Origin of the sequence: Inquilinus limosus DSM 16000 (assembly GCF_000423185.1) — a bacterium.
Classification (GTDB): domain Bacteria; phylum Pseudomonadota; class Alphaproteobacteria; order DSM-16000; family Inquilinaceae; genus Inquilinus; species Inquilinus limosus.
Genome location: NZ_AUHM01000023.1, coordinates 109,371 through 130,985, shown reverse-complemented (window position 1 = coordinate 130,985; position 21,615 = coordinate 109,371). Strand labels below are relative to the sequence as shown.

The 21,615-nt window shown below is 71.1% G+C and carries 20 protein-coding genes; 7 read left to right on the top strand and 13 right to left on the bottom strand.

Going from position 1 to position 21,615, the window contains the following annotated elements:
* The coding region (locus G537_RS0120480; RefSeq protein ID WP_026871710.1) for a hypothetical protein at positions 1 to 559 on the bottom strand (559 nt) is incomplete at its 3' end.
* A 553-nt stretch (positions 560 to 1,112) separates the two neighbouring features.
* Here G537_RS0120480 and G537_RS0120475 point away from each other — a divergent pair.
* Both G537_RS0120475 and G537_RS0120470 read left to right on the top strand, forming a co-directional pair.
* Positions 1,113 to 3,302, top strand: coding sequence for a beta propeller repeat protein (locus G537_RS0120475; RefSeq protein ID WP_026871709.1), 2,190 nt, complete (start codon positions 1,113 to 1,115; stop codon positions 3,300 to 3,302).
* Positions 3,303 to 3,487: 185 nt separating this feature from the next.
* A complete protein-coding gene (locus tag G537_RS0120470) occupies positions 3,488 to 3,853 on the top strand; it encodes a TfoX/Sxy family protein (protein ID WP_026871708.1) in 366 nt (121 codons plus the stop codon).
* A 68-nt stretch (positions 3,854 to 3,921) separates the two neighbouring features.
* On the opposite strand, the gene G537_RS0120465 is transcribed toward G537_RS0120470, so the two are convergent.
* The 5 genes from G537_RS0120465 to G537_RS0120445 form a co-directional block, all read right to left on the bottom strand.
* Complete coding sequence (locus tag G537_RS0120465; protein WP_026871707.1) at positions 3,922 to 4,860, bottom strand: GNAT family N-acetyltransferase; 939 nt, start codon at positions 4,858 to 4,860, stop codon at positions 3,922 to 3,924.
* Positions 4,861 to 4,965: 105 nt separating this feature from the next.
* Positions 4,966 to 5,694: a TerB family tellurite resistance protein gene (locus tag G537_RS0120460; protein WP_026871706.1), complete on the bottom strand. Its 729-nt coding sequence runs from the start codon at positions 5,692 to 5,694 to the stop codon at positions 4,966 to 4,968.
* 87 nt (positions 5,695 to 5,781) lie between these two features.
* Positions 5,782 to 6,726 (bottom strand): M48 family metallopeptidase, encoded by a 945-nt coding sequence (locus G537_RS0120455; protein ID WP_026871705.1) that lies wholly within the window; start codon positions 6,724 to 6,726, stop codon positions 5,782 to 5,784.
* Between the two features lie 10 nt (positions 6,727 to 6,736).
* Positions 6,737 to 8,815: an adenylate/guanylate cyclase domain-containing protein gene (locus G537_RS0120450; protein WP_081688933.1), complete on the bottom strand. Its 2,079-nt coding sequence runs from the start codon at positions 8,813 to 8,815 to the stop codon at positions 6,737 to 6,739.
* 33 nt (positions 8,816 to 8,848) lie between these two features.
* Complete coding sequence (locus tag G537_RS0120445) at positions 8,849 to 9,595, bottom strand: hypothetical protein (RefSeq protein WP_026871703.1); 747 nt, start codon at positions 9,593 to 9,595, stop codon at positions 8,849 to 8,851.
* 201 nt (positions 9,596 to 9,796) lie between these two features.
* On the opposite strand from G537_RS0120445, the gene G537_RS0120440 reads away from it, so the two are divergent.
* Entirely contained in the window at positions 9,797 to 11,197 is a 1,401-nt protein-coding gene (locus tag G537_RS0120440; protein WP_026871702.1) for an FAD-binding oxidoreductase, read from the top strand.
* 142 nt (positions 11,198 to 11,339) lie between these two features.
* Here the strand turns inward: G537_RS0120440 and G537_RS38965 are convergent, their stop codons facing one another.
* Positions 11,340 to 11,564 carry a hypothetical protein gene (locus G537_RS38965; protein WP_034852388.1) on the bottom strand — a complete coding sequence of 75 codons (225 nt, stop codon included), beginning with the start codon at positions 11,562 to 11,564 and terminating at the stop codon, positions 11,340 to 11,342.
* An 88-nt stretch (positions 11,565 to 11,652) separates the two neighbouring features.
* On the opposite strand from G537_RS38965, the gene G537_RS0120430 reads away from it, so the two are divergent.
* Positions 11,653 to 12,033: a winged helix-turn-helix domain-containing protein gene (locus G537_RS0120430; protein WP_026871701.1), complete on the top strand. Its 381-nt coding sequence runs from the start codon at positions 11,653 to 11,655 to the stop codon at positions 12,031 to 12,033.
* On the opposite strand, the gene phnE (G537_RS0120425) is transcribed toward G537_RS0120430, so the two are convergent.
* The 4 genes from phnE (G537_RS0120425) to phnC form a co-directional block, all read right to left on the bottom strand.
* Positions 12,030 to 12,908 carry a phosphonate ABC transporter, permease protein PhnE gene (gene phnE, locus G537_RS0120425; RefSeq protein ID WP_026871700.1) on the bottom strand — a complete coding sequence of 293 codons (879 nt, stop codon included), beginning with the start codon at positions 12,906 to 12,908 and terminating at the stop codon, positions 12,030 to 12,032. The two genes, G537_RS0120430 and phnE (G537_RS0120425), sit on opposite strands and share 4 nt — an antisense overlap.
* A complete protein-coding gene (phnE, locus tag G537_RS0120420; protein ID WP_026871699.1) occupies positions 12,908 to 13,807 on the bottom strand; it encodes a phosphonate ABC transporter, permease protein PhnE in 900 nt (299 codons plus the stop codon). Before phnE (G537_RS0120420) ends, phnE (G537_RS0120425) begins: the two co-directional genes overlap by 1 nt.
* A gap of 179 nt (positions 13,808 to 13,986) precedes the next feature.
* Positions 13,987 to 14,925 carry a phosphonate ABC transporter substrate-binding protein gene (phnD, locus tag G537_RS0120415; RefSeq protein WP_026871698.1) on the bottom strand — a complete coding sequence of 313 codons (939 nt, stop codon included), beginning with the start codon at positions 14,923 to 14,925 and terminating at the stop codon, positions 13,987 to 13,989.
* Positions 14,926 to 14,994: 69 nt separating this feature from the next.
* On the bottom strand, positions 14,995 to 15,816 hold the full coding sequence (phnC, locus tag G537_RS38960; protein WP_034852385.1) for a phosphonate ABC transporter ATP-binding protein: 822 nt from the start codon (positions 15,814 to 15,816) through the stop codon (positions 14,995 to 14,997).
* 224 nt (positions 15,817 to 16,040) lie between these two features.
* Between phnC and G537_RS0120405 the strand changes: the two genes are divergently transcribed.
* Positions 16,041 to 17,354: an MFS transporter gene (locus G537_RS0120405; RefSeq protein ID WP_026871697.1), complete on the top strand. Its 1,314-nt coding sequence runs from the start codon at positions 16,041 to 16,043 to the stop codon at positions 17,352 to 17,354.
* A gap of 177 nt (positions 17,355 to 17,531) precedes the next feature.
* Here the strand turns inward: G537_RS0120405 and G537_RS0120400 are convergent, their stop codons facing one another.
* Positions 17,532 to 18,317: an enoyl-CoA hydratase-related protein gene (locus G537_RS0120400; RefSeq protein ID WP_026871696.1), complete on the bottom strand. Its 786-nt coding sequence runs from the start codon at positions 18,315 to 18,317 to the stop codon at positions 17,532 to 17,534.
* Positions 18,318 to 18,482: 165 nt separating this feature from the next.
* Between G537_RS0120400 and G537_RS0120395 the strand changes: the two genes are divergently transcribed.
* Positions 18,483 to 19,091, top strand: a complete 609-nt coding sequence (locus G537_RS0120395) for a TetR/AcrR family transcriptional regulator (RefSeq protein WP_051248719.1) — start codon at positions 18,483 to 18,485, stop codon at positions 19,089 to 19,091.
* A gap of 2 nt (positions 19,092 to 19,093) precedes the next feature.
* Entirely contained in the window at positions 19,094 to 20,605 is a 1,512-nt protein-coding gene (locus G537_RS0120390) for an MFS transporter (RefSeq protein WP_026871694.1), read from the top strand.
* A gap of 141 nt (positions 20,606 to 20,746) precedes the next feature.
* Here G537_RS0120390 and G537_RS0120385 read toward each other — a convergent pair whose 3' ends face one another.
* A complete protein-coding gene (locus G537_RS0120385; protein ID WP_026871693.1) occupies positions 20,747 to 21,571 on the bottom strand; it encodes a beta-keto acid cleavage family enzyme in 825 nt (274 codons plus the stop codon).
* Positions 21,572 to 21,615: the final 44 nt, after the last annotated feature.

Genomic DNA, 21,615 nt, shown 5'->3' with positions numbered 1-21,615 from the left:
AGCGGGACCATTCCTCGGACAGGCCGAGGCCGCAGGCCAGCCCGGCCATCACCGCGCCGACCGGCCGGTCCTCGACCCGGGCCGCCTCGTCCTCGTAGAGGTGCTCGACCTGCTCCGCGAGCTCGTCGGACAGGGCCTCGGCACGGTCGAGATCCTCGACCTCGTCCCAGATCATGCACTTCAGGACGTGCTCGACCTCGTCGCGGTGGCGGTCGCGGCGGGCCGGGCGGTCGGCCTCGCGCTCGGCGGTGCGGGCGCGGTCCTCGGCGCAGAGGTCGCGGGCGGCGCGGGCGCGCTGGGCCAGGGTCTGGCGCACCAGATGGGCGTAGCGGGCGAAGTCCAGGCCGGGGTCCTGGCCGGCCGACGCCGGAGTTTCCGCCGGGGCCGGCTCTTCGGCTGGCGCTTCGGCAGCCCGGGCCTGGGCGGCGAGGGCGCGGGCGCCGGCGCCTTCGGCCAGCCGCATGCCGATCTCGGCGAGACGCGAGAGCATCTCGACCTGCTGCAGCGCGAGGCCGCGGCAGTACGCCTGGATGTCGAGATCGGGCGGCACAGCGTTCATGGAACATATCATGAACGAGGCGCCTGGAGTTAAGCAATGAACATTGCGTTAACTCAGGCCGGTCCGGGCGGCGGCAGGCTGGATCGCCACGTCGCTTCGCTCCTCGCGATGACGGTGTGGGGTGCCGGGATGGCTCTCCTGAAACCGTCATTGCGAGCGCAGCGAAGCAATCCAGTCCTGCCGAAAGAGGCGGCAGGCTGGATCGCCACGGCCCTGTGGACTCGCGATAGTGGCGGCGGCCCTTAAGCGGTCCGTCCTGCTGGCCCGCATGAACGAGCCTATGAAATTTCTGTTTTCGTAACGATGGGATCTTGCACCCATTGCGGGAATGTGTCGGGCTGGATCGGCCATATTGAAAGTGATTCGCGACTCCGGACTCCCAGGAATTCAACGAGCCGGATCGATTTTGCGCTGGAGCGAACGGGGGATCGTTCTGTGCGGAGGGATTTTCGTGGCTTCAGCCACTCGCAGCGCCCTGTGCATCTCCGCACGGGGGCCGACGTCGGGCGCGGGGACGCAGCCCAGGCCTTTTCGACAAGCATTGGGGGACTTGATGAAGCACAGGCTCGTGCTCGGCCTGCTGGCCGCGCTGATCGTTCTCATGCCTCTGGTCGGCCATGCCCAGACCAGCTGGAAACCCGGCAACCCCGGCGGCGGCGGCGCGTTCAATTCCCCCGTGGTGACCGCCGAAGGATACTGGGCCGTCGGCTCGGACCTCGGCGGCGTGTATCTCAGCACCGATGCCGGCGCCACCTGGTCGGCAGTCGGGTCGGCCCAGGGGCTGACCGCAACCCATATCGCCTCGCTGGCGGCCCACCCCGCGGGCAAGCTGCTGGTCGGCACCGATAGCGGGCTGTTCGTCGGCAACAGCAACGGCACCGGATTCAGCCGGAGATACAGCACCGGCTACATCGCCGCCGTCGCCGTGTCGGCCGATCCGGACATCGTCTACGCCGCGGTGCATCCGCAGTGGGACAGCCTGCAGCCCTATGTCATCCGCTCCACCGATGCCGGCCAGAGCTGGAGCGCGACGGGGTCCAACCTGCCCACCAACCTGCGCATCACCGGGCTGCGCACCCATCCCGTCGATCCCGACGGCGTCTGGGCGATCAGCGGTCGGGGACGGTTTCCGGACCGCCCGGAAAGCCAGGTGATCTACCAGGCCCATTTCTCCACGGATGGCGGCGCCACCTTCACCCGGATGGACCCGCAGCAGGGCAAGCTGATCGACATCGCCTACGGACTGGACCCGCAGAACCTGAACCTGATGTATGCGACGGTGGCCGCGACCGGCAATGCGCCGCGGGTCTACAAGTCGCTGGAGACCGGGTTCTCCTGGACGCTCCTCGCCTCCGGCACCCAGGCGCCGTCCGGGATCATTCTGGCCGACGCGACCAATTCCAGCCGGGTGCGCATCGTCGGCCTCGACGACCAGGCCCTGCGCCCCGCCGGCACCTATGGCAGCTTCCTGTGGGAGAGCACCAACGGCGGGACGAGCTGGACCAAATACACCCTGAGCGTGAGCGGCGGGTGGTCCCAGGCCGATGAGGTGTGGGGCATGGGCTTCAGCTACCAGGGGCTCGGCCAGACCATCGGCAACGATCCGGCGGTCCCGAACACCGTGCTGTGGACCAACAACCAGTTCCTCTATGCCAGCAGCAACGGCGGCAAGACCTGGAGCGACAGCGTCTCCACCGCTGTCAGCGGCAAGTGGCGCTCGCGCGGCATCGACAACGTCGTCCCGATCGTGGTCGAGCAGAGCGCGGCGGACGCCAACCTGGTCTATGCCGGCTACATGGATCTCGGCCTGTGGCGCTCGGACGACGGCGGCAGCAGCTGGACCAGCCTGAACGCCGCGTCATACACCGGCGGCTGGGCCGGCAAGGGCGGCAACAGCCTGAGCGTGGCCGCGGATCCCGGCCGCGCCGGTGTGGTGTGGGCCCAGCTGGGCGGCAATCTCGAGAATTGCGGCACGCCCTGCGACGAGCCGATGTACCTGTTGAAGAGCACGGACAAGGGCGCGACCTGGCAGAACATCACCCAGGGCCTGCCCAGCCCGATCCGGCGCCTGGAGGGGCTGACCGTGGCGCCCGACAGCGCCGTCAACACCCGCTGGGTGTACGCCGCCGTGAACGGCGATGTGTATCTGAGCGAGGATGACGGCGTCTCCTGGGCGCAGGTGCTGGACTGCCCGAACGACGACTGCTTCCGGATCTACTACACGGCGACCAACGGCGTGCTGGCCCTGTCGGCCGGCGCGGTCTACCGCTCCTGGCAGGGCGGCAGCGCCGGCACCTGGAGCCAGCTGACCCTGCCCGCCGCCATGACCAGCGGCTGGACCCCGGGGACGCACTGGCTGCACGACGCCTGGACCTATGGCGGCCCGATGGACCTGGCCAGCCGGGGCGGCAACATCTGGATCGCGGTCAAGGGCAGCGGCAAGGGCCTGTACCGGTCGGCGGATTACGGCCAGAGCTGGACCCGCGTCCGGGCCGACGACCAGGCCCGGACCGTGACGGTCAATGCCGGCACCGGCCGCGTCTATTTCGGCAGCTCCAGCGCGGTCCATGCCGGCGGCTACGCCACGACCAGCCAGGGCGTGGTCACCAGCGCGGACGGCGTCTCCGGCTGGGCGGCGCAGAACCAGGGCCTGGCGTTTCCGTTCGCGCTGTTCGCCCGGGTCGCGGCCAACGGCGCGCTGTGGCTGACCTCGCCCGGGCAGGGCGTCATGAAGTGGCGGTGACATGGCGGCGGGCTCGGCCTGGCGGGCGACCTGAGCCAGTGGCTGGCCTACAGGGGCTGCCGAGCGCCCACGCAGACTGACGCCGGCATGTCGGGAGGCGATGGAGAGCCGATGATCGAGCTCGGGGGTGGTTCGCGGGTGATCGCATGCCCATTGTTGGATCAGCCCTTCACCGAGGATCGAGCATGGTCGCCAGCGACAGCTTCACCGAGTTCCTGCGCGACCAGCTCGCCCCGCTCGGCCGCATCACGATGCGGCGCATGTTCGGCAAGACCGGCGTGTTCTGCGACGGGGTGATGCTGGGCGTGCTGTCGGAGGACACGCTCTACGTCCGGGTCGATGAGCACAACCGCGCGACCTTCCAGGAAGCCGAGGCCTTTCCGCCCCTCAGCTACGAAAAGAAGGGCCGCACCATCGACCTCGCCTTCTGGCGCGTGCCGGAGCGGCTGTTCGACGAGCCCGACGAGCTTCTCGCCTGGGCACGCGCGGCCCTGGCGGCGGCACATCGGGTCGCGGCGAGGCGGGGACGGGCGGCGCCGCCGCTCGCGTAACGCAAGCGTCCGGCCGGAGAAGCGGTGCCGGGCGGCCAGCGGTGCCGTGCCGCCCCGGATACGCACCGTTATCTCGCGGCCTTGATCTGCGGCAGGTCCCGGGTCAACGCGCGAAAGCCGACGCCGGTGTACAGATTCCGGGCGGCCGGGTGCGCCGGCGCGCCGAGACAGGCGACCAGCATGCGGTTCGCGCCGGCCGCCCTGGCCAGATGCATGCCGTGCAGCTGCAGCGCGGTGCCCAGCCCCCGCCGCCGGAAGTCCCGGTGCGTGCCGACGGGCTCGAATTCAGCGGTTCGCGACGACTCGTCCAGCCAGATGATCGCGGTCGCGGCCAAGGTGCCGTCCGGCGCCTCGATCAGCACATGCAGATCGGTCCGATACGGCCAGGTCCGCCGGACCCGCGCGAACGCCGCCTCGGTGAAACTGGACGGATGCCACGCGTCCCGATGCGCCTGGACCGCGTCCGCCACCGAGACGTCCCCGGCCGTCAGGAACCGGAATCCCTCGGGCAGCACCGGATCCGGCACGTCCGTCAGCTCCCGCATGTTGAACTGCACCCAGGACCCGTCGTCCGAACCGGCTTCAGCGTCGAACACGTATCCGTGCGCGGCGACGGTGGCCTGCGCCTGGTCATCCGCGGACTGCACCGTCAGCAGCCGGTCGACGCCGCCCGCCACATCGTCGTACCAGTCCAGGATCCCGGCCAGCAGCCCCGGCCGGTCCGGATGCACCTGCCAGAGCAGGTTGGCCGCCTCGACCTCGCGGAACGTCCCGTCGCCGCGCGGGACCCGGTAAGGCAGATGCACCCACCCCCATGCGGCCAGCCGGCCGTCGACGAACCACAGCCGGTGCCGCCAGAATTGGCTGAGCGCGTCGAAGTCCTTGGCCCAGACCCAGGCCAGTTCACCGACGGTCGCGTCGGCGTTCAGCAGGTCCGGCCGCAATGCGGTCACCTGCTGGGCCAGGCCCTGCATCAGCCGGAGTTCGGTCGGGCCGAGATCTGTCAACGATGTCTCCGGTCTTCTCTGTCAACGATGTCTCCGGTCTTCGACGATCTCCCGGCTGCACGGAGAGTGCCCGAGGATCCGTGACAGACAATCCGGAATCCGCCGCTACGCCAGCTTGCGCTCGCGCCGGATGATGTCGTAGGCGGCGTTGATCCGGGCCATCTTGTCGGTGGCTACGGCGATGAAGTCGGCCGGCATGCCGAGGGCGACGAGCCGGTCCGGGTGGTGCTCGCGGATCAGCCGGCGATAGGCGGCCTTCAGGCTCTCGTCGTCGATCTGCGGCTCGACCCCCAGCACGCCGTAGGGATCGACGTCGCAGCCGGCGCATTCCTCGGCGCAGAGCCGGTGGAAGTCGGCCTGGGCCAGGCCGAACAGCCCGGCGACGGCCCGCAGATAGTCGAGCTCCGCCGGCTTCACGTCGCCATCGGCCTTGGCGATGTAGAACAGGCATTGGAGCAGCTCCTCCAGCACCTCCGGCCGGTCCTTGAACATGCCGGCGAGCTGCCGGGCATAGGGCTCGAACCCGGCCGAATCGCGGCGCGCCAGGTTGAACAGGCGCTCGACATTCGCCTCCTCCTCCGGCGGCACGCGGAAGACCTGGCGGAAGGCCGTCACCTCCGCCGCCGTCACCGCGCCGTCGGCCTTCGCCATCTTGGCGCCGAGCGCGATCACGCCGATGGTGAAGGCGATGTGCTGGGTGGCGTCGCCATCCGCCGGCGGCTGGCCGCGATACCAGTCGACGGCGTGGCCCGCCATGGCGCCCAGCAGCCCGCCGATCGGACCGCCGATGGCCAGGCCCGCGGCCGCACCGACGATCTTGCCCCAGATAGTCATTCCTCGTTCCGTTCGCCGATACGCCGCCCCTCGCCCGTCATGATAGCAGGTCGCGCGGCGGAGCGGAGGGGGCCGCGACGATGCGAGTCAGCTGGCCTCCGCGGGATTGCGCAGATACCAGCGCCGGGTCGGGAACACCGCCTTGATCTCGGCGAAGGCCGCCGATCCGGCCGATCCGCCGCCGGCCGGGAGCCGCGCCGCCTCTTCGTCCAGCAGCTCGATCCGCTCCCGGGTGTCGGGATGGGTGGAGAACAGCGAGGTCGTCCTCTCCGTTCCCGGCGGCACCAGCGAATTCAGGGTCCGGAACACCGCCGAGGCCTGGCGCGGATCGTAGCCGGTGGCGCGGAACACGGTCAGGATATAGGCGTCGGCCTCGCGCTCGTGCTCGCGGGAATAGCCGGAGGTGATCAGCCGGCTCATCCCCGGCGCGATCGCGTCGAGCGCCGGGCCGGTGACGTTGCCGAGGCCGGAGACCTTGGCGTCGATCTCGCGCTGGGCCACGTCCTTGAAGAAGGTGCTAAGCCGGTCGGCGAAGCCCTTGTCGTCCAGCTCGGCGACCTGGTGGCCCAGCTCGGCGTGGCCCATCTCATGCGCGATCACCGCCGCCAGCTCGGCCTCGCTGGCGGCGTAGCGCAGCAGCCCCTTGTTGACCCCCAGCTTGCCGCCCGGCAGCGACCAGGCGTTCGGGCTGTTGTCGTCCAGCACCGTGATCTCCCAGCGAAAGCCGCGCCGGGACACCCGGAACAGCGGCTCGGCGAAGCTGCGCACGGCCGATTGCACCCGGGCGTTGGGATAGGCCCCGCCCGACTGCGCCACCAGGCGCGGATACAGCCCTTCGCCCAGGGCGGCCTCGTCGACCGAGGCAGCCTTGCTGTCGGAGGCGAGCAGCCGGCCGAGCGTGTTCGCCGCGCCGACCGGATCGCTGGCGTAGTCCTGCGCGGTCTGGCAGCCGCCCAGCGCGAGCGCCGCGAGGCCGGCTCCGGCCCCTGCGAGAAAGCCGCGGCGCGGCAGGGTCGGGAATGGCGTGGTCAAAATGTCCCCCTCATTTCGTGGTCAGACTATGGCTTCGGTCCCAGCCGGCCGGCGGCGGCGCCTGGGCAAAGGCGGCGGCACGGTCGCGATAGAGCGCGGCGGCCGGATCCGCACCCGCCAGCGCCGCGAAATGCTCCGCCGCCTCGGCGAAGCGGCGGCGGAGGTGGAGCGCCAGCGCGGCGTGGAACCGCCGCACCGCCTGGACCTGGCCGGGCGCGGCATCGGCGAGCGGAGCGATCGGCTCATAGACCCGGACCGGCCGCGCCTTGCCCTTGACCGCCAGATAGTCGAGCCGCCGCACCAGCCAGCGCCGCGGCAGGGCGCGGTAGGTGCCCTCGCCGATCATCAGCCGGCTGCCGTAGAGCTTGTTGGCGCCCTCCAGCCGCGCGGCCAGGTTCACGGCGTCGCCCAGCACCGTGTAGTTCAGCCGGGTCGGCGACCCGACATTGCCGACCACCGCCCAGCCGGAATTGATGCCGGCGCGCAGGCCGAGCGGCGGCAGGCCCTGCGCCCGCATGACCGTGGCGTTGTAGTCGTCGAGCGCGGCGAAGGCGGCGAAGGCGGTCTCGACCGCCCGCTCGGCATGAAGCGGATCGGCCAGCGGCGCGCCCCACACCGCCATCACCGCGTCGCCGATGAACTTGTCGACATAGCCGCCGTGGCGCTCGATCGCGTCGGCGATGCGGGCCAGCAGGCCGTTCACCACCGCGACCAGCCGCTCCGGCTCCGCCGCCAGGCGCTCGCTCAGCGTGGTGAAGCCGACAATGTCGTAGAAGGCGACGGTCACGGGCCGGATCTCGCCGCGCAGATGCAGCGCCTCCGAATTCTCCGCCAGCTGCTCGACCAGCGCCGGGGCGAGGTAGTGGCGGAAGGCGTGGACCACCCGGCGTCGCGTCCGGTCCTCGACCACGAATCGGTAGACGTAAATCGCGGTGTAGGTCAGGGCGAAGACCAGCAGCAGCGGCAGCAGGGGCAGGACCACGCCGCCGCCGAGCGCCGGCAGCGAAACCAGGACCGCGGCCGCCGCGGCGGCCAGCGCGGCCAGCAGGCCCCAGGCCGGCGCCAGCGCGAACAGCAGCATCCCCAGCGCCGTGGCGGCGGCACCCACCGCCGCGGCCGCGACCGGCGGCGGCAGCATCCGCGGCGCCCGGCCGAGGGCGAAGGTCAGGGCGGCGATGGCATGGATCTGCGCGCCCGGCGTGGTGCGGCGGCCCAGTGCCGAGACCGGCTGCCCCGGCGCCGCCGTGCAGCGCGCCGCCGGCTCGTGGTCGGCGGCCTCCTCCAGCCCGCGGCGCGGCGTGGTGTGGCGGTCCTCGACGTCGAGGACGGGGCCGATGACGACGATGCGGTCGGCGAACTGCTCCCGGAAAAAGTCGAGCCGGCCGGCCCTGGCGCAGGCGGCGAGGTCGGCGAATTCGTAGATCGGCACGTCCCGTGGCCCGACGGTGAAGTCGATCAGCATCTCGCCGTCCGGCACCGCGTGGCCGGCGCGGGACACCAGCTCCGCCGCGAAGGTCGGGATGTCGCCGCCCTCCCGCAGCGGCAGCCGGGCCGGATAGAGGCGGACCACGTCGTCGCGGTCGCGCAGCAGGCTGAGGGGTCGCAGATTGGCCTCGCCGGCCGCGATCACCTGCCCCTGGTCCGGCCGCAGCGCGAGGTCGCCCGACTGGGCGAAGCCCAGCACGATCTTCCGCGCCGGCCCGAGCGCGGCCAGCGCCTGCAGCAGCGGCCGGTCGTGGTTGGGCTTGAGCTCCGGCCGGTCGAGCGTGGTCGGGTAGATCTCGTCGAGGCCGATCACCCTCGCCCCGCCTTCCGCCAGCCCGGCCAGCACGAAGCCGAGCTCCGGCGTCCAGGCGACCTTCGGCCGGTTGTGCAGCGGCGGCGTGCGGTAGGTCTCCTCCCGGATCGCCACCACCGCCACCGGCGGCCGGTCCGGCAGCGGCCGGCGGGTCCAGCCGAGCGGCCGGTCGAGCCACAGCAGCAGGTCGATGCCCTGGCGCTGCAGCAGGTCGGCGCCGGGCAGCAGGAGGCCGCTGCCCAGGACCACGCCGATGCCGAGCGCCACGCCCAGGCGGCGGAGCCTTCGCATGATCGGGAGGGGACGGAAGCCGCCGGCCGCGCGTCAGCGCAGCACCACCGTGCCGCCCGCACCCTTGGCGCCGGGATCGACCGAGAACACGGCGGACCGGCCGCCGGCCTCGATCCGATAGGGCACGCCGGTCTGCAGCTTCGGCGCATCGCCGGGGTAGCGGAAGCCGCTGCCGCCCTGGCCTTCCCACACCGTCTGCGGCGTCGGCGCGTCCAGCATCACGATGCGGACCGCGCCGTCGGCGCCCGAGAATTGCGGCCGGGCGGAGGACACGGTGGTCTCGGCCCAGAGCTGCGCGTCGAACGGGCTCTCGCGGCGGCCCTCCGCCCCGACCAGCCGGTCGACCCCCGCCCCGGCCTCGGCCGAGCGGGCGTTGACCGCGACCTGGGTGCGGCCGCAGGCGGCGCCGCTGGTCTGCACCTGGCCGCCGGCGACGCGGCTGGAGGCGGTGCCGACCGTGACGATGCCGCCGCGGATGGTCTCGACCGTGCAGCCGTCGCCATAGGCCAGGGTCAGCCGGCCGCCGCGGCCGAGATCGATGGTCTGGCCGGGATAGACGCCGTCCGTCACCTCGACCCCGGCCTCGGGGGCGCCGCTGATCGCCGTCACCCGCGCCGACGGTTCGCTGCCCGCCGCGGGGCCGGGGGCGCTGCCGGACCCGGTGCCGGCGGCTGTCGTCAGGATGTCCTGCAGCAGGCCTTCGAGCTGGGCGGAGGCGGTGGAGGGGAAAAGGAGGATCGAGAAAAGGGCGGCAGCGCACGCCGCAACAAGCTTATTCATATCGGCCAATCCCGGACCTAAAATTGCATCAAATGCTGATCTGTCATGTGCGGGAAGTCAAATGCCCCGTCTTTGTGTCGCCTTGACGGCGGCCGTGCCACGGGATTGCGGCAGCGGGGCCTCGGCGGCGCGGCCTTGCCGCGCGGCGGGCGTAGGCCTAAGGTCGACGGCCTCCGTTATGTCCGATTTTTGAATCCGATCATGGCCGCCCCCCAGTCGCCCCGCCCCGCCCTCGACGACCGTGCCCTCGCCGCGCTGCGCGCCCTTCTGGGCGACCGCCTGTCCACCACCGCCGCGGTGCGCGAGCAGCACGGGCGGGAGGAGACCTGGCACCCGACCATGCCGCCCGACGCGGTCGCCTTCCCGCTTTCGACCGAGGAGGTGGCGGCGGTGGTGCGGATCTGCGCCGAGCACGAGGTCCCGGTCATCCCCTACGGCACCGGCACGTCGCTGGAGGGCGGCATCGCGGCGCTGCGCGGCGGCGTCACCATCGACCTGTCGCAGATGAACCGGGTGGTGCGGGTCTCGGCCGAGGACCTCGACTGCACGGTCGAGGCCGGGGTGACGCGCAAGCAGCTGAACGAGCATCTGCGCGACACCGGCCTGTTCTTCCCGATCGACCCGGGCGCCGACGCCAGCCTGGGCGGCATGGCGGCGACCCGCGCCTCCGGCACCAACGCGGTGCGCTACGGCACCATGCGCGACAATGTGCTGGGGCTGACGGTCGTCATGGCCGACGGCCGCATCATCCGCACCGGCGGCCGGGCGCGCAAATCCGCGGCCGGCTACGACCTGACCCGGCTGTTCGTCGGCTCGGAGGGTACGCTCGGCATCATCACCGAGGTGACGCTCAGGCTGTACGGCATCCCGGAGGCGATCTCCGCCGCCGTCTGCGCCTTCCCGACCGTGGCCGACGCGGTCAACACCGTGATCGCCACCATCCAGCTGGGCATCCCGGTGGCGCGGATCGAGCTGCTGGACGAGGTGCAGATCGGCGCCTGCAACGTCTATTCCAAGCTCGACCTCGAAGTGGCGCCGACGCTGTTCTTCGAGTTCCACGGCACCGAGGCCGGCGTGGCCGAGCAGGCGGAGACGGTGAAGGCCCTGGCGCAGGAGAACAGCGGCGGCGAGTTCCGCTGGGCCACCAAGGCCGAGGACCGGAGCAGGCTGTGGGAGGCGCGGCACAAGGCCTATTACGCCGGCATCGCCCTGCGCCCCGGCTGCCGGGGCATGCCGACCGATGTCTGCGTGCCGATCAGCCGCCTGGCCGACTGCCTGGTCGAGACCAAGGCCGACATCGCCGCCAGCGGGCTGGTGGCGCCGATCGTCGGCCATGTCGGCGACGGAAACTTCCACACCTGCATGATCCTGAACCCGGACGACCCGGACGAAATCGCGCGGGCCGAGGCCTTCCACGACCGGCTGGTGATGCGGGCGCTGGCGATGGGCGGCACCTGCACCGGCGAGCACGGCATCGGCTACGGCAAGATCCGCTTCCTGGCGCAGGAGCACGGCGACGGCGTCGCGGTGATGCAGGCGCTGAAGCGGGCGCTGGACCCGGCCGGCATCCTCAATCCGGGCAAGGTGCTGCCGGGGAATTGAAGCGGACCCGTAGAGATCTCTGTCCCCTCTCATTGTCATTGCCGGGCTTGACCCGGCAATCCAGAAGGTGTGGACGCTCTTTGGATGCCCGGGTCAAGCCCGGGCATGACAGTTAAGGGGAAGTCGTCCGTGACGGTATGGCCTATCCGAACAAGGCCCAGAGCAGGATGATCACCGCCGCCACGGCGATGATCGCCATCACCGGGGCGTTGCGCTTCGGCTCGGCTTCGGCCTCGTGGTTCGGGGCGCCGCTGGTCACGGCGGCCTGATAGGCCGGGGGATCGCTGGCCGGGAAGGTCTCCTCGACCGCCTCGTCGACCTTGTCGTCCGGCGCCGGCCCGGCCGGACGCGGCTCGGCAGCAGACATCGTGGCCTCCCTCGGTTGCCTTCTGTCATAACGGACCCGGCAGTGCCGAGTTCCAACCGGCCCCGCCTGCCCGTATCATGACACGACCATGCCCAGGCTGCGCATCCGCATCGATTTCGACCCCGCCGGCCCGGACCGGCAGCTCGGCCCCGGCAAGATCGGGCTGCTCGAGCACATCGCCGAGACCGGCTCGATCTCCGCCGCCGGGCGGGCGATGGGCATGTCCTACCGCCGCGCCTGGCTGCTGATCGACAGCCTGAACAGCTGCTTCCGCGAGAAGGTGATCGAGACCCGGCATGGCGGCCCGCAGGGCGGCGGCGCCGCGCTGACCCCCTTCGGCCAGTGGCTGGTCGAGCAGTTCCGCGCCATCGAGCAGGAGACGACGGCCAGCGTGGCGCGGCGGCTGGCCGGGCTGCAGACGGCCACGGCCGAGGCGACGACGCCCGAGAGATCGGAAAGCAACGGCTAGCCCCGCGCCGCGTCGCGGCCGATCAGCTTCAGCCGCAGCCATTTCGACAGGGTGTCGATCAGGGCGACCACGGCCAGCACCAGGATCAGGATGAAGGCGACCTGGTCCCAGGCCAGGATCTTGATGCGCTCGGAGATCTGCAGCCCGATGCCGCCGGCGCCAACGATGCCGAGGATGGTGGCCGAGCGGGTGTTGGATTCGAAGAAGTAGAGCGCCTGCGAGAGGAACAGCGGGATCGCCTGCGGCAGCACGCCGAAGCGCAGCACCGCGAGGGTCGAGGCGCCGGTCGAGCGCACGCCCTCGATCTGCTTCTTCTCCGCCGTCTCGATCGCCTCGGCGTAGAGCTTGGACAGCGAGCCGATGTCGGAGACGCAGATGGCGAGGATGCCGGCCAAGGGCCCGAGCCCGACCGCGCGCACGAAGACCAGCGCCCAGATCAGCTGGTCGACGCCGCGCAGCCCGTCGAACAGGCGGCGGAAGCCGAAGCGCAGGATGCCGATCGGCACGATGTTGCGGGCGCCGAGGAAGCCGAGCGGGATCGCGATCACCGAGGCGATCAGCGTGCCGATGAAGGCCATGGCGACGGTCTGGCCCAGCGCCGTGAAGATCTCGCCGTACTGCCACTCGGCCATGTCGCGCCACATGACCATCTGCCCGGCGATGACGAACAGGCCGTTCGGGCTGACCAGGCCGCTGTAGAGCCGGGCCGGCGAGAAGTCGAAGGTCCAGAGCAGGTAGACGAGATAGGCGGCGGCGAGCAGCAAGAGGGCGGTGCGGACCAGCCGCTCGCCCCAGGGCCGGCCGAAGGCGCGCGGCAGCGCGGCGCGGGCGGCGTCGACGTCGATGGGTCGAATCCGGGCGAGTCGGGTGCCCATCAATGCGCCTCCCGCGACATGAAGGCGGAGCGCAGCCGCTCCGAGCCGAGGTCGATCAGCGTCACCGCCGCGACGATCATCAGCACCAGCGCGCTCAGCTCCTCGTAGTAGTTGAAGCTGACGATGTAGTAGAGCTCCTGCCCCACGCCGCCGGCGCCGACGAAGCCCAGGACCGAGGCCGAGCGGATGTTGATCTCGAGCCGCAGCAGCGAATAGGAGAGGAAGTTCGGCAGCACCTGCGGCAGCACGCCGAAGCGCATGATCTGGACCCAGGTGCCGCCGGCGGCGCGGATGCCCTCCAGCGGCTTCTCGTCGGCCGCCTCGTTCACCTCCGAGAACAGCTTGCCGAGCGCGCCGGTGGTGTGCACCGCCATGGCGAGGATGCCGGCCAGCGGCCCGACGCCGTAGGCCCAGACGAAGCACAGCGCGTAGACGATGTCCGGCACGCTGCGGCAGATCTCGAGGAAGCGGCGGCTGAGATGATAGATCAGGTTGCTGCGCACCAGGTTGCGCGCCGCCGGGAAGCTGAGCAGCAGCGCCGCCGAGGCGCCCAGCACCGTGCCCAGGATCGCCATCTGCGCCGTCTGCCACAGCAGCACGAGATAGCTGCCCGCGCGGTAGTACCAGTAGGCGAACGAGCCTTCGGTCTTGCTGTCGGACAGCAGCTCGCCCCAGCTCAGCGTCGGCAGGGTGCGGTCGATATACTCGCCGATCCGCGGCAGGCCGGCGGCCAGCTTGGCCGGCGAGAACTCGCCGACATACGCGCCGGCCAGCACAGCGGCGACGAACAGCGCGAGGCCGAGGAGCGTGGCCCGGCGCCGCTGGCGCAGCAGCGCCCGGCGCCCGGCCTCGAAGGCGGCGACCGGGTCGGAGGGGCGGGTTTCGGACAAAGAGGTCATCGGGGGATCGATCACGGCAGCTTGGACAGCGCGCTTTCCCAAGGCTGTCATGCCCGGGCTTGACCCGGGCATCCAGAGAGCGTCGACATCTTCTGGATTGCCGGGTCAAGCCCGGCAATGACAGCAAAAAGGGAACTCAATTGGGTTTGCCCGGAGGCGAACCCAACCTCCGGGGCCGATCAGCTGCGGCGCGCCGAGGCTTCGGTCTGGCGCATCTTGATGATGCCGGCGAAGAAGTCGTTGGTGACCGGCTCATAGCCCGCGCCGGCGCCCTTCTCGACCGCCTCGTAGATGTCCGGATGCTCCTTCGGGAGCTTCATCATGAAGTCCAGCATGTCCTTGCGGAACGCCTCCGGCAGGGCGGTGCGGGTGGCCCAGGGGCCGTTCGGGATCAGGTCCGACTGCCAGACGATGCGCAGGTCCTTCATGTTCAGCATGCCCTTGTCGACCATGCTGCGCAGGGCGCCGCGGCTGTAGCCCTGGGCCGGGTCGCCCTGGCCGGAGATCCAGGTGACGCCGGCGTCGTACTGGCCCTTCATCACGGCGACCACGCCCTGCTCGTGCCCGCCGGAGAAGGCGGTGGAGCCGAAGAAGGCGGCCGGGTCGTAGCCCTTGTCCTTGAGCTGGAAGTTGGGGATCAGGTAGCCCGAGGTCGAGTTCGGATCGGCGAAGGCCAGGGACTTGCCCTTGAGGTCGTCCAGCTTCTGGTACGGGCTGTCGGACTTGACGTAGAGCACCGAGTAGTAGCCCGTCGACCCGTCCTCTTCCTTCGGCACGACCAGCGGCTCGACGCATTTGCAGTCGAGCCACAGCCCGGCATAGCTGGAGGCGCCGAAGTTGGCGAAATCGAGCTGGCCCGCGGCCATGCCCTGCATGACGCCGGCATAGTCCGAGGCCGGATACAGCTCGACCTTCACGTTGAAGGTGGTCTCGAGCAGCTTCTTGAAGCCGTCGTAGCGGGCCAGGCGGTCGGCGTCGTTCTCGCCGCCGAGGATGCCGATCCGGATCACCGGGACATCGTTCTTCCAGCTCGGATCCGCCGCGAAGGCGGCGCCGGCCAGGCCGGCGAGAGCGACGACAGCCGTGGCCGCCGCGAGGATGGTGCGCCGCAGGAACATGGGTCTACCCCTTTGCTGATCACATGTGTTCGGGCGTCCGGCGCCGCGCCGCACGCCATTCGTTGGAGCTCAGGCCGGGACCAGCTCGCGCTCGCCGGTCCGGGGCTCGATCGCGGTCGAGGTGATGCGCTCGTCGAACGCCTCGCGCATGCCGTCGACGCCGTAGATCTGCTCGACCACGTCCATGGTCAGGGCCTCGGGCGCGCCGTCGAAGACGACCCGGCCCTTGGCCATGCCGACCACCCGGTCGCAATAGTGCCGGGCGGTGTCGAGCGTGTGCAGATTGACCAGGACGGTGATGCCGTCCTCGCGGTTGATGGCGCGCAGCGCGTCCATCACCACCTTGGCGTTGCGCGGGTCGAGCGAGGCGATCGGCTCGTCCGCCAGCAGCACCTCGGGCTCCTGCAGCAGGGCGCGGGCGATGGCGACGCGCTGCTGCTGGCCGCCCGACAGGGTGTCGGCGCGCTGCAGCGCGGCATGGGCCATGTCGAGCCGGTCCAGCGCCTGGATGGCGAACGCCCGCTCGCGCTCGCCGAACTGCTTGAACAGGGACGGCAGCGTCCAGTGGTAGGAGATGCGGCCGAGCAGCACGTTGGTCAGCACGTCGAGCCGGCTGACCAGGTTGAACTGCTGGAAGATCATGGCGCAGCGGGCGCGCCAGTCGCGAAGGGCCTTGCCCTTCAGCCGGGTGACGTCGACGCCGTCGAACAGGATGCGGCCGCCGGTCGGATCGGCCAGGCGGTTGACCAGGCGCAGCAGGGTCGATTTGCCGGCGCCGGAGCGGCCGATCACGCCGACCATCTGGCCGGGGGCGATCGTGAGGCTGACGTCGTCGACCGCGTTCACGGCGCGGAAGCTCTTGGTCAGGCCTTCGATCACGAGTTCAGCCATCAGGCTCGCTCCGGTCGGTTTCGGGGGCGGCGCGGCAGAGGCCGCGGCCGTTCGGCGAGACCGGCCTAACAGAGCGGGGTTACAGTCGGATGATCCTCAGATGTCGTTTCGATGAACGCCCGGGATCCGCGGCACTGCAACGCGCGGGTTGACGTTCTCCCTCAAAGCGGCTTCTTTGCGCGCCAAGGCAGCAAATCATCATACGATTTGAGGGAGTAGAACGCGTGCCCGAGTCCCGCCCGCAGACGATCGCCAAGATCACCTGGCGGCTGATGCCGTTCCTCGGCCTGCTCTATCTCATCGCTTATATCGACCGGCAGAATGTCAGCTACGCCAAGCTGCAGATGGTCGGCGATCTCGGCCTCAGCGAGGCCGCCTACGGCCTCGGCGCCTCGCTGTTCTTCATCGGTTATTTCATCTTCGAGGTGCCGTCGAACGTGATCCTGGCGCGGGTCGGCGCCCGGCGCTGGCTGGCCCGGATCATCTTCTCCTGGGGCCTCGTCACCATCGCCCTGGCCTTCACCCAAAACGCGACGATGTTCTACATCCTGCGCTTCCTGCTGGGTGCGGCCGAGGCCGGCTTCTTCCCGGGCGTGCTGTTCGCGCTGACGCTGTGGTTCCCGCAGATGTATCGCGGCCGCATGGTCGGGCTGTTCATGGCCTGGAGCGCGCTGGCCAACGCCGTCGGCTCCACCATCGGCGGGGCGCTGCTGGACCTCGACGGCCTGCTCGGCCTCAAGGGCTGGGAATGGGTGTTCGTCGCCACCGGCATCCCGGCCGTGGTGATGGGTGTCGTCACCTACTTCTTCCTGCCCGACCGGCCGGAGACGGCGAATTTCCTGGATGCCGGCGAGAAGAAGTGGCTGCACGACGTGCTGGCGCGCGAGAACGCCCAGGGCAAGATGCAGCACGGCAGCCCGTTCGCGGCGCTGCTCGACCGCCGGGTGCAGCTGCTGGCCCTGTTCTACGTCGCCTTCCCGCTCGGCGCCTATGGGCTGAGCTACTGGCTGCCGACGGTGGTGCAGGGCTTCGGCGTGTCGAACACGGTCAACGGCCTGCTGAACGTCATCCCCTGGGCCTGCGTCGCCCTGGCCCTGTGGTGGGTGCCGCGCAACGCCGCCCGCACCGGCGACCAGACCTGGCACATCGTGATCCCGGCGCTGATCGCGGCCGTGTGCCTCGCCCTCAGCGTTGTGGTGCCGGGCAACGCCGTGAAGTTCGCGCTGCTCTGCGTCGCCGCCGCCGGCATCTTCGCGCCGCAGCCGGTGTTCTGGTCGCTGCCGCCGACCTTCCTGACCGGGGCCACGGCCGCGGCCGGCATCGCCGCAATCAACTCGGTCGGGAATCTCGGCGGCTTCATCGCCCAGAACGCGGTGCCCTGGATCGGCGACATGACCGGAAGCAAGCTGGCGCCGATGTGGTTCCTGGCCGCCTGCCTGGTGCTCGGCGCGCTGATGACCTTCGTGGTCCAGGCCGCGCTGCGGCGCCACCAGCCGCCAGCGCCGCCGACGGCCGGCCGGATGAGCCCGGCGGAGTAACCAGGAGGACGGAGGGAGCGGCTCCGTCGGAAACAGCCCCTCCCCCTACCCCCTCCCGCAAGGGGAGGGGGAGAATGAAAAAAGGGGGGCGAGGCTGGACTACTGAGCAACGGTGGCCTTCTGTCCTCCCCCTCCCCCTGCGGGAGGGGGGTAGGGGGAGGGGTTGCCGCAGCCGGCTCAGACCCCGCGGAATCGTGGCGGGCGGCGTTCGGCGAAGGCCGCCTGCCCCTCGCGGAAATCGGCGCTGCGATAGGCGGCCTCGAACAGCGCCGCGGTCTCCTCCGTGTCGCCGTCGGCGCCGGCCATCACCGCCTCGATCATCCGCTTGGCCGCACGCAGGCTGAGCGGAGCCCGCTCGGCCAAGCCGCTTGCGTAATCCAGCGCCGCCGCTTCGACCGCATCATCGGGCAGCACCCGGTCGACTAGGCCGATCGCCAGCGCCTCGGCGGCGTCGAGCAGCCGGCCGGAGAACAGCATGTCCTTGGCCCGGGAGGGCCCGACCGTCGCCACCAGCCGCCGCGTGTCGGCGAAGCCGTAGGCGAGGCCGAGCCGGGCCGGCGTGATGCCCAGCCGCGCCGAGCCGCCGGCGAAGCGCAGGTCGCAGGCCAGCGCCAGGCCGCAACCGCCGCCGACGCAGAGGCCGCGGACCAGCGCGATGCTCGGCCGGTCCAGGCTCTCGACCGCCTGCAGCCCCGCCCGGACCGCGGCGTTGTAGGCGCGGGTCGAATCCTCGTCGGCGAAGACCGTGCCGAATTCGGCGATATCGGCCCCGGCCGAGAAGGCCTGGCCGCCCTCCCCCTCCACGATCACCGCCGCGACCTCGGGATCGGCGTCGATCTCGCGGCACAGGCCCGGCAGCGCCCGCCATATCGCGGCGCTGATCGCGTTGTGCCGCGCCGGCCGCTGCAGCCGCAGCCGCGCCAGCCGGCCGTCGCGATACCATCGGATCGGGGTGTCGGTCATCGGGGTCCTCGGCAAACACGCGATTGTCATGCCCGAGCTCGATCCGGGCATCCGGAGGATGTCGACGCCCTCTGGATTGCCGGGTCAAGCCCGGCAATGACAGCAGAGGCTTGACCTGAATTTGCCGACTCATGAGAATGAACGTTCATTCTCATGAGTCGCGCCATGTCCGGAACCGCCGCCACCACCCCGTCCCCCCGCGAGGAGAAGCGCCGCCGCATCCTGGAGGCGGCGTACGGCTGCTTCGCCCGCCGCGGCTTCCACGGCACCGGCATGGCCGAGATCTGCGAGGCCGCGGGGATGAGCGCCGGCAATCTCTACCGCTACTTCCCGAACAAGGAGGCGATGATCGCCGCCCTGGTCGACGCCGAGCGCGAGGAGACGGCGGCGCTGTTCCGGGCGGTGGAGGAGACCGACGATCCGCTGGGCGCCGTCGTCGCGCTGCTGGAGCGCTTCCTGACCCTGACCACCGACGCCGCCGGGCACCGGCTGTGGCTGGAGATCCTGTCCGAAGGCGCGCGCAACCCGCAGATCCAGGCGGTGCTGGACCGCAGCGACCGGGAGATCCGGGCGGCGCTGGCGCATCTGATCGGCCGCGCCGCCGCCCGCGGCCAAGCCGATCCGGGCCTGGACCGCGACATGGCGGCGGTCTGGCTGCTGATGCTGATCGACGGCTTCAGCGCCCGGGTGGCGACCGATCCGAGCTTCGACATCGCCGCCGGCATCGCCGCCCTGCCCGGCCTGGTCCGCCGCTGCCTGGCCCCGGGAGTTTGATCATGACCGGTTCCGTCAGCCGCTGGGCGATCCTGCCCGTCGTCTCGGTGGCGCTGCTGATGGTGGCGATCGACGCCACGGTGCTGCACATCGCGGTGCCGACCCTGACCCGGGCGCTGGAGCCGAGCGCGTCGCAGCTGCTGTGGATCATCGACATCTACCCGCTGCTGATGGCCGGGCTGCTGCCCGCCGCCGGCACGCTGGGCGACCGGATCGGGCACAGGCGCATGCTGCTGCTGGGCCTCGCCCTGTTCGGGCTGGCCTCGGCCGCCTGCGCCTTCGCCCCCGGCCCGGAGTGGCTGATCGCCGGCCGCGCCTTCCTGGCCTTCGGCGGGGCGATGATGATGCCGGCCACGCTGTCGATCCTGCGCCTGGCCTTCGACGATCCGCGCGAGCGGGCGATCGCGATCGGCATCTGGTCCTCGGTCGCGTCCGGCGGCGCCGCCTTCGGCCCGGTGGTCGGCGGCGCGCTGCTGGAGCATTTCCACTGGGGCGCGGTGTTCCTGATCAACGTGCCGATCGTGCTGCTGGCCCTGCCCTTCGCCGCCTGGCTGCTGCCCGGCCGCCGCGCCGGCGAGGAGCGGCCCTGGGACCTGCCCGGCCTGCTGCTGGCCATGGCCGGGATCGTCGCCCTGGTCTATGCGGTGAAGCAGACCACCCATGCCGGCGCCGACCCGTGGCAGGCGGCCGCGATCGGGCTGGCCGGCGCCTGGCTGCTGGCCGCCTTCCTGCGCCGCCAGGCCCGCGCCGCGGTGCCGATGATCGACCTGTCGCTGTTCCGCAACCCGGGCATCGCCATCGCCCTGGCCGCGGCGCTGGTGGCGATGATCGTCATCGTCGGCTTCGAGCTGCTGCTGAGCCAGCAGCTGCAGCTGGTGCTAAACCTGTCGCCGCTGGAGGCCGGCCTCAGGCTGGCGCCGGTGCCGCTGGCCTCGTTCCTGGCCTCGCCCCTGGCCGGCGGGCTGGTGCACCGCTTCGGCTTCCGCGCCAGCCTGGCCGCCAGCCTCGCCCTGTCCGCCGCCGGCTTCCTCGGCCTCGCCCTGCTGCCGCCGGGATCGGTCTCGGCCGCCACCATCGCCAGCTTCGTCGCCATCGGCGCCGGGCTGGGCGCGGCGATGACCGCGGCCTCGGTCAACGTCATGAACAGCGCCCCGGCGCATCAGGCCGGCGCCGTCGCCTCGGTCGAGGAGGTGTCCTACGAGCTGGGCGGCGGGCTCGGCGTCGCCCTGTTCGGCAGCCTGATGGCGGTGCTGTACCAGTCGCTGCTCACGCTGCCGCCGCTGCTGGAGGCCGCCGTGCCGGCGGCGCGGCGGTCGATCGGCGAGGCGCTGGTCGCGGCGGAGACGCTGGCGGCGCCGGAGGCGGGCACGGTCGCGACGGCGGCGCGGGCAGCCTTTTCCTCGACCTATCAGGGCGTGGCGCTGGTGTCGGCGGTTCTGCTGGCCGTGACCGCGCTGACGGCGCTGCTCGTGTTGGCGCGGCGACGCGCCTTGGGCACGGAGCCAACTGGATAGGCCTGAGCCACCCCTCACCCGAAATCGCTGACGCGATTTCGACCTCTCCCTGAGGAGAGGTAAGGGGGGCCGCTCTTCACTTCCCTCTCCTCGGGGAGAGGGAAGGGCCCATTCGCGCCAGCGAATGGGAGGGTGAGGGGGTCAGCCGGCCCAGCTAGCCCGCAGCGCCGCGGCATCCGCCAGGCGACCGCCGCTGCCGATCAGCGGCTCCGCGACCGCGCGGACGAGGTCGGCGTTGCCGGCGGCGAGGCTGCCGTCCGGCCGGTGCAGGTTGTTCTCGAAGCCGACGCGGATGTCGCCGCCCAGGAGCGCCGCGGCCAGGGCGCAGGCGGCTTCGTGCCGGCCGAAGGCGCAGACCATCCAGGATGAGAAGCGTGGCGCCTCCGGCGCCAGGAAGGGCAGCAGGTCCGCCGGCAGCGAGGTCTGGCCCGCGACGTAGCGGCCGAGGACGTGGAGCACCGGGATGTCGCCCCAGGGGACGAGGCCGCGGCGGCGCATACCGTCGAGCCGCGCCGCCTCCTCCGGCGCGTAGAGGATGATCTGCGGCGCCACCCGTTCCCGCTTCAGCCACAGCAGGAATTCGGCGAATGCGCCCTCGTCGGCCGGGTCGGGAACCAGCTCGCGCAGGGCCAGCGACACCGCCTCCGGCCGCACCGCCCGCACCACCGCCATCTGCTCGGCCGGGCTATAGCGGCCGAGCGATTCGCTGGTGATCTGCAGCACCAGCGCATCGCCGACCTCGGCGCGGATCGCCGCGATCGCCGCCCGGTAGGCGTCGGCGTCGAGCAGATGCGCCCCGTCCCGGTCGCGGACATGGATGTGGATCATCGCCGCGCCGGCGTCCCGGCACTCCGCCGCATTCCGCGCCAGCTCGGCCGGGGTGATCGGCAGAGCCGGGTGATCCGCCTTGGTCCGCCGGCCGCCATTCGGCGCCGCCGCGATCGCAACCGGCCTGCGTTCCATCATGATCACCCTTCGATCCAATCGGATCACATCCGACAATATTGAAA

Bases quoted from the DNA above. Each gene is read 5' to 3' on its own strand.
- G537_RS38965 (WP_034852388.1), bottom strand. From the start codon at position 11,564: ATGTCTGCTGCCGAGCCGCGTCCGGCCGGGCCGGCGCCGGACGACAAG.
- G537_RS0120450 (WP_081688933.1), bottom strand. From the start codon at position 8,815: ATGCGAAGGCTCCGCCGCCTGGGCGTGGCGCTCGGCATCGGCGTGGTC.
- G537_RS0120430 (WP_026871701.1), top strand. From the start codon at position 11,653: ATGCCCAGGCTGCGCATCCGCATCGATTTCGACCCCGCCGGCCCGGAC.
- G537_RS0120460 (WP_026871706.1), bottom strand. From the start codon at position 5,694: ATGACTATCTGGGGCAAGATCGTCGGTGCGGCCGCGGGCCTGGCCATC.
- G537_RS0120440 (WP_026871702.1), top strand. From the start codon at position 9,797: ATGGCCGCCCCCCAGTCGCCCCGCCCCGCCCTCGACGACCGTGCCCTC.
- phnE (WP_026871699.1), bottom strand. From the start codon at position 13,807: ATGACCTCTTTGTCCGAAACCCGCCCCTCCGACCCGGTCGCCGCCTTC.
- G537_RS0120400 (WP_026871696.1), bottom strand. From the start codon at position 18,317: ATGACCGACACCCCGATCCGATGGTATCGCGACGGCCGGCTGGCGCGG.
- phnC (WP_034852385.1), bottom strand. From the start codon at position 15,816: ATGGCTGAACTCGTGATCGAAGGCCTGACCAAGAGCTTCCGCGCCGTG.
- G537_RS0120475 (WP_026871709.1), top strand. From the start codon at position 1,113: ATGAAGCACAGGCTCGTGCTCGGCCTGCTGGCCGCGCTGATCGTTCTC.
- G537_RS0120395 (WP_051248719.1), top strand. From the start codon at position 18,483: ATGTCCGGAACCGCCGCCACCACCCCGTCCCCCCGCGAGGAGAAGCGC.
- G537_RS0120470 (WP_026871708.1), top strand. From the start codon at position 3,488: ATGGTCGCCAGCGACAGCTTCACCGAGTTCCTGCGCGACCAGCTCGCC.
- phnD (WP_026871698.1), bottom strand. From the start codon at position 14,925: ATGTTCCTGCGGCGCACCATCCTCGCGGCGGCCACGGCTGTCGTCGCT.
- G537_RS0120385 (WP_026871693.1), bottom strand. From the start codon at position 21,571: ATGATGGAACGCAGGCCGGTTGCGATCGCGGCGGCGCCGAATGGCGGC.
- phnE (WP_026871700.1), bottom strand. From the start codon at position 12,908: ATGGGCACCCGACTCGCCCGGATTCGACCCATCGACGTCGACGCCGCC.
- G537_RS0120390 (WP_026871694.1), top strand. From the start codon at position 19,094: ATGACCGGTTCCGTCAGCCGCTGGGCGATCCTGCCCGTCGTCTCGGTG.
- G537_RS0120445 (WP_026871703.1), bottom strand. From the start codon at position 9,595: ATGAATAAGCTTGTTGCGGCGTGCGCTGCCGCCCTTTTCTCGATCCTC.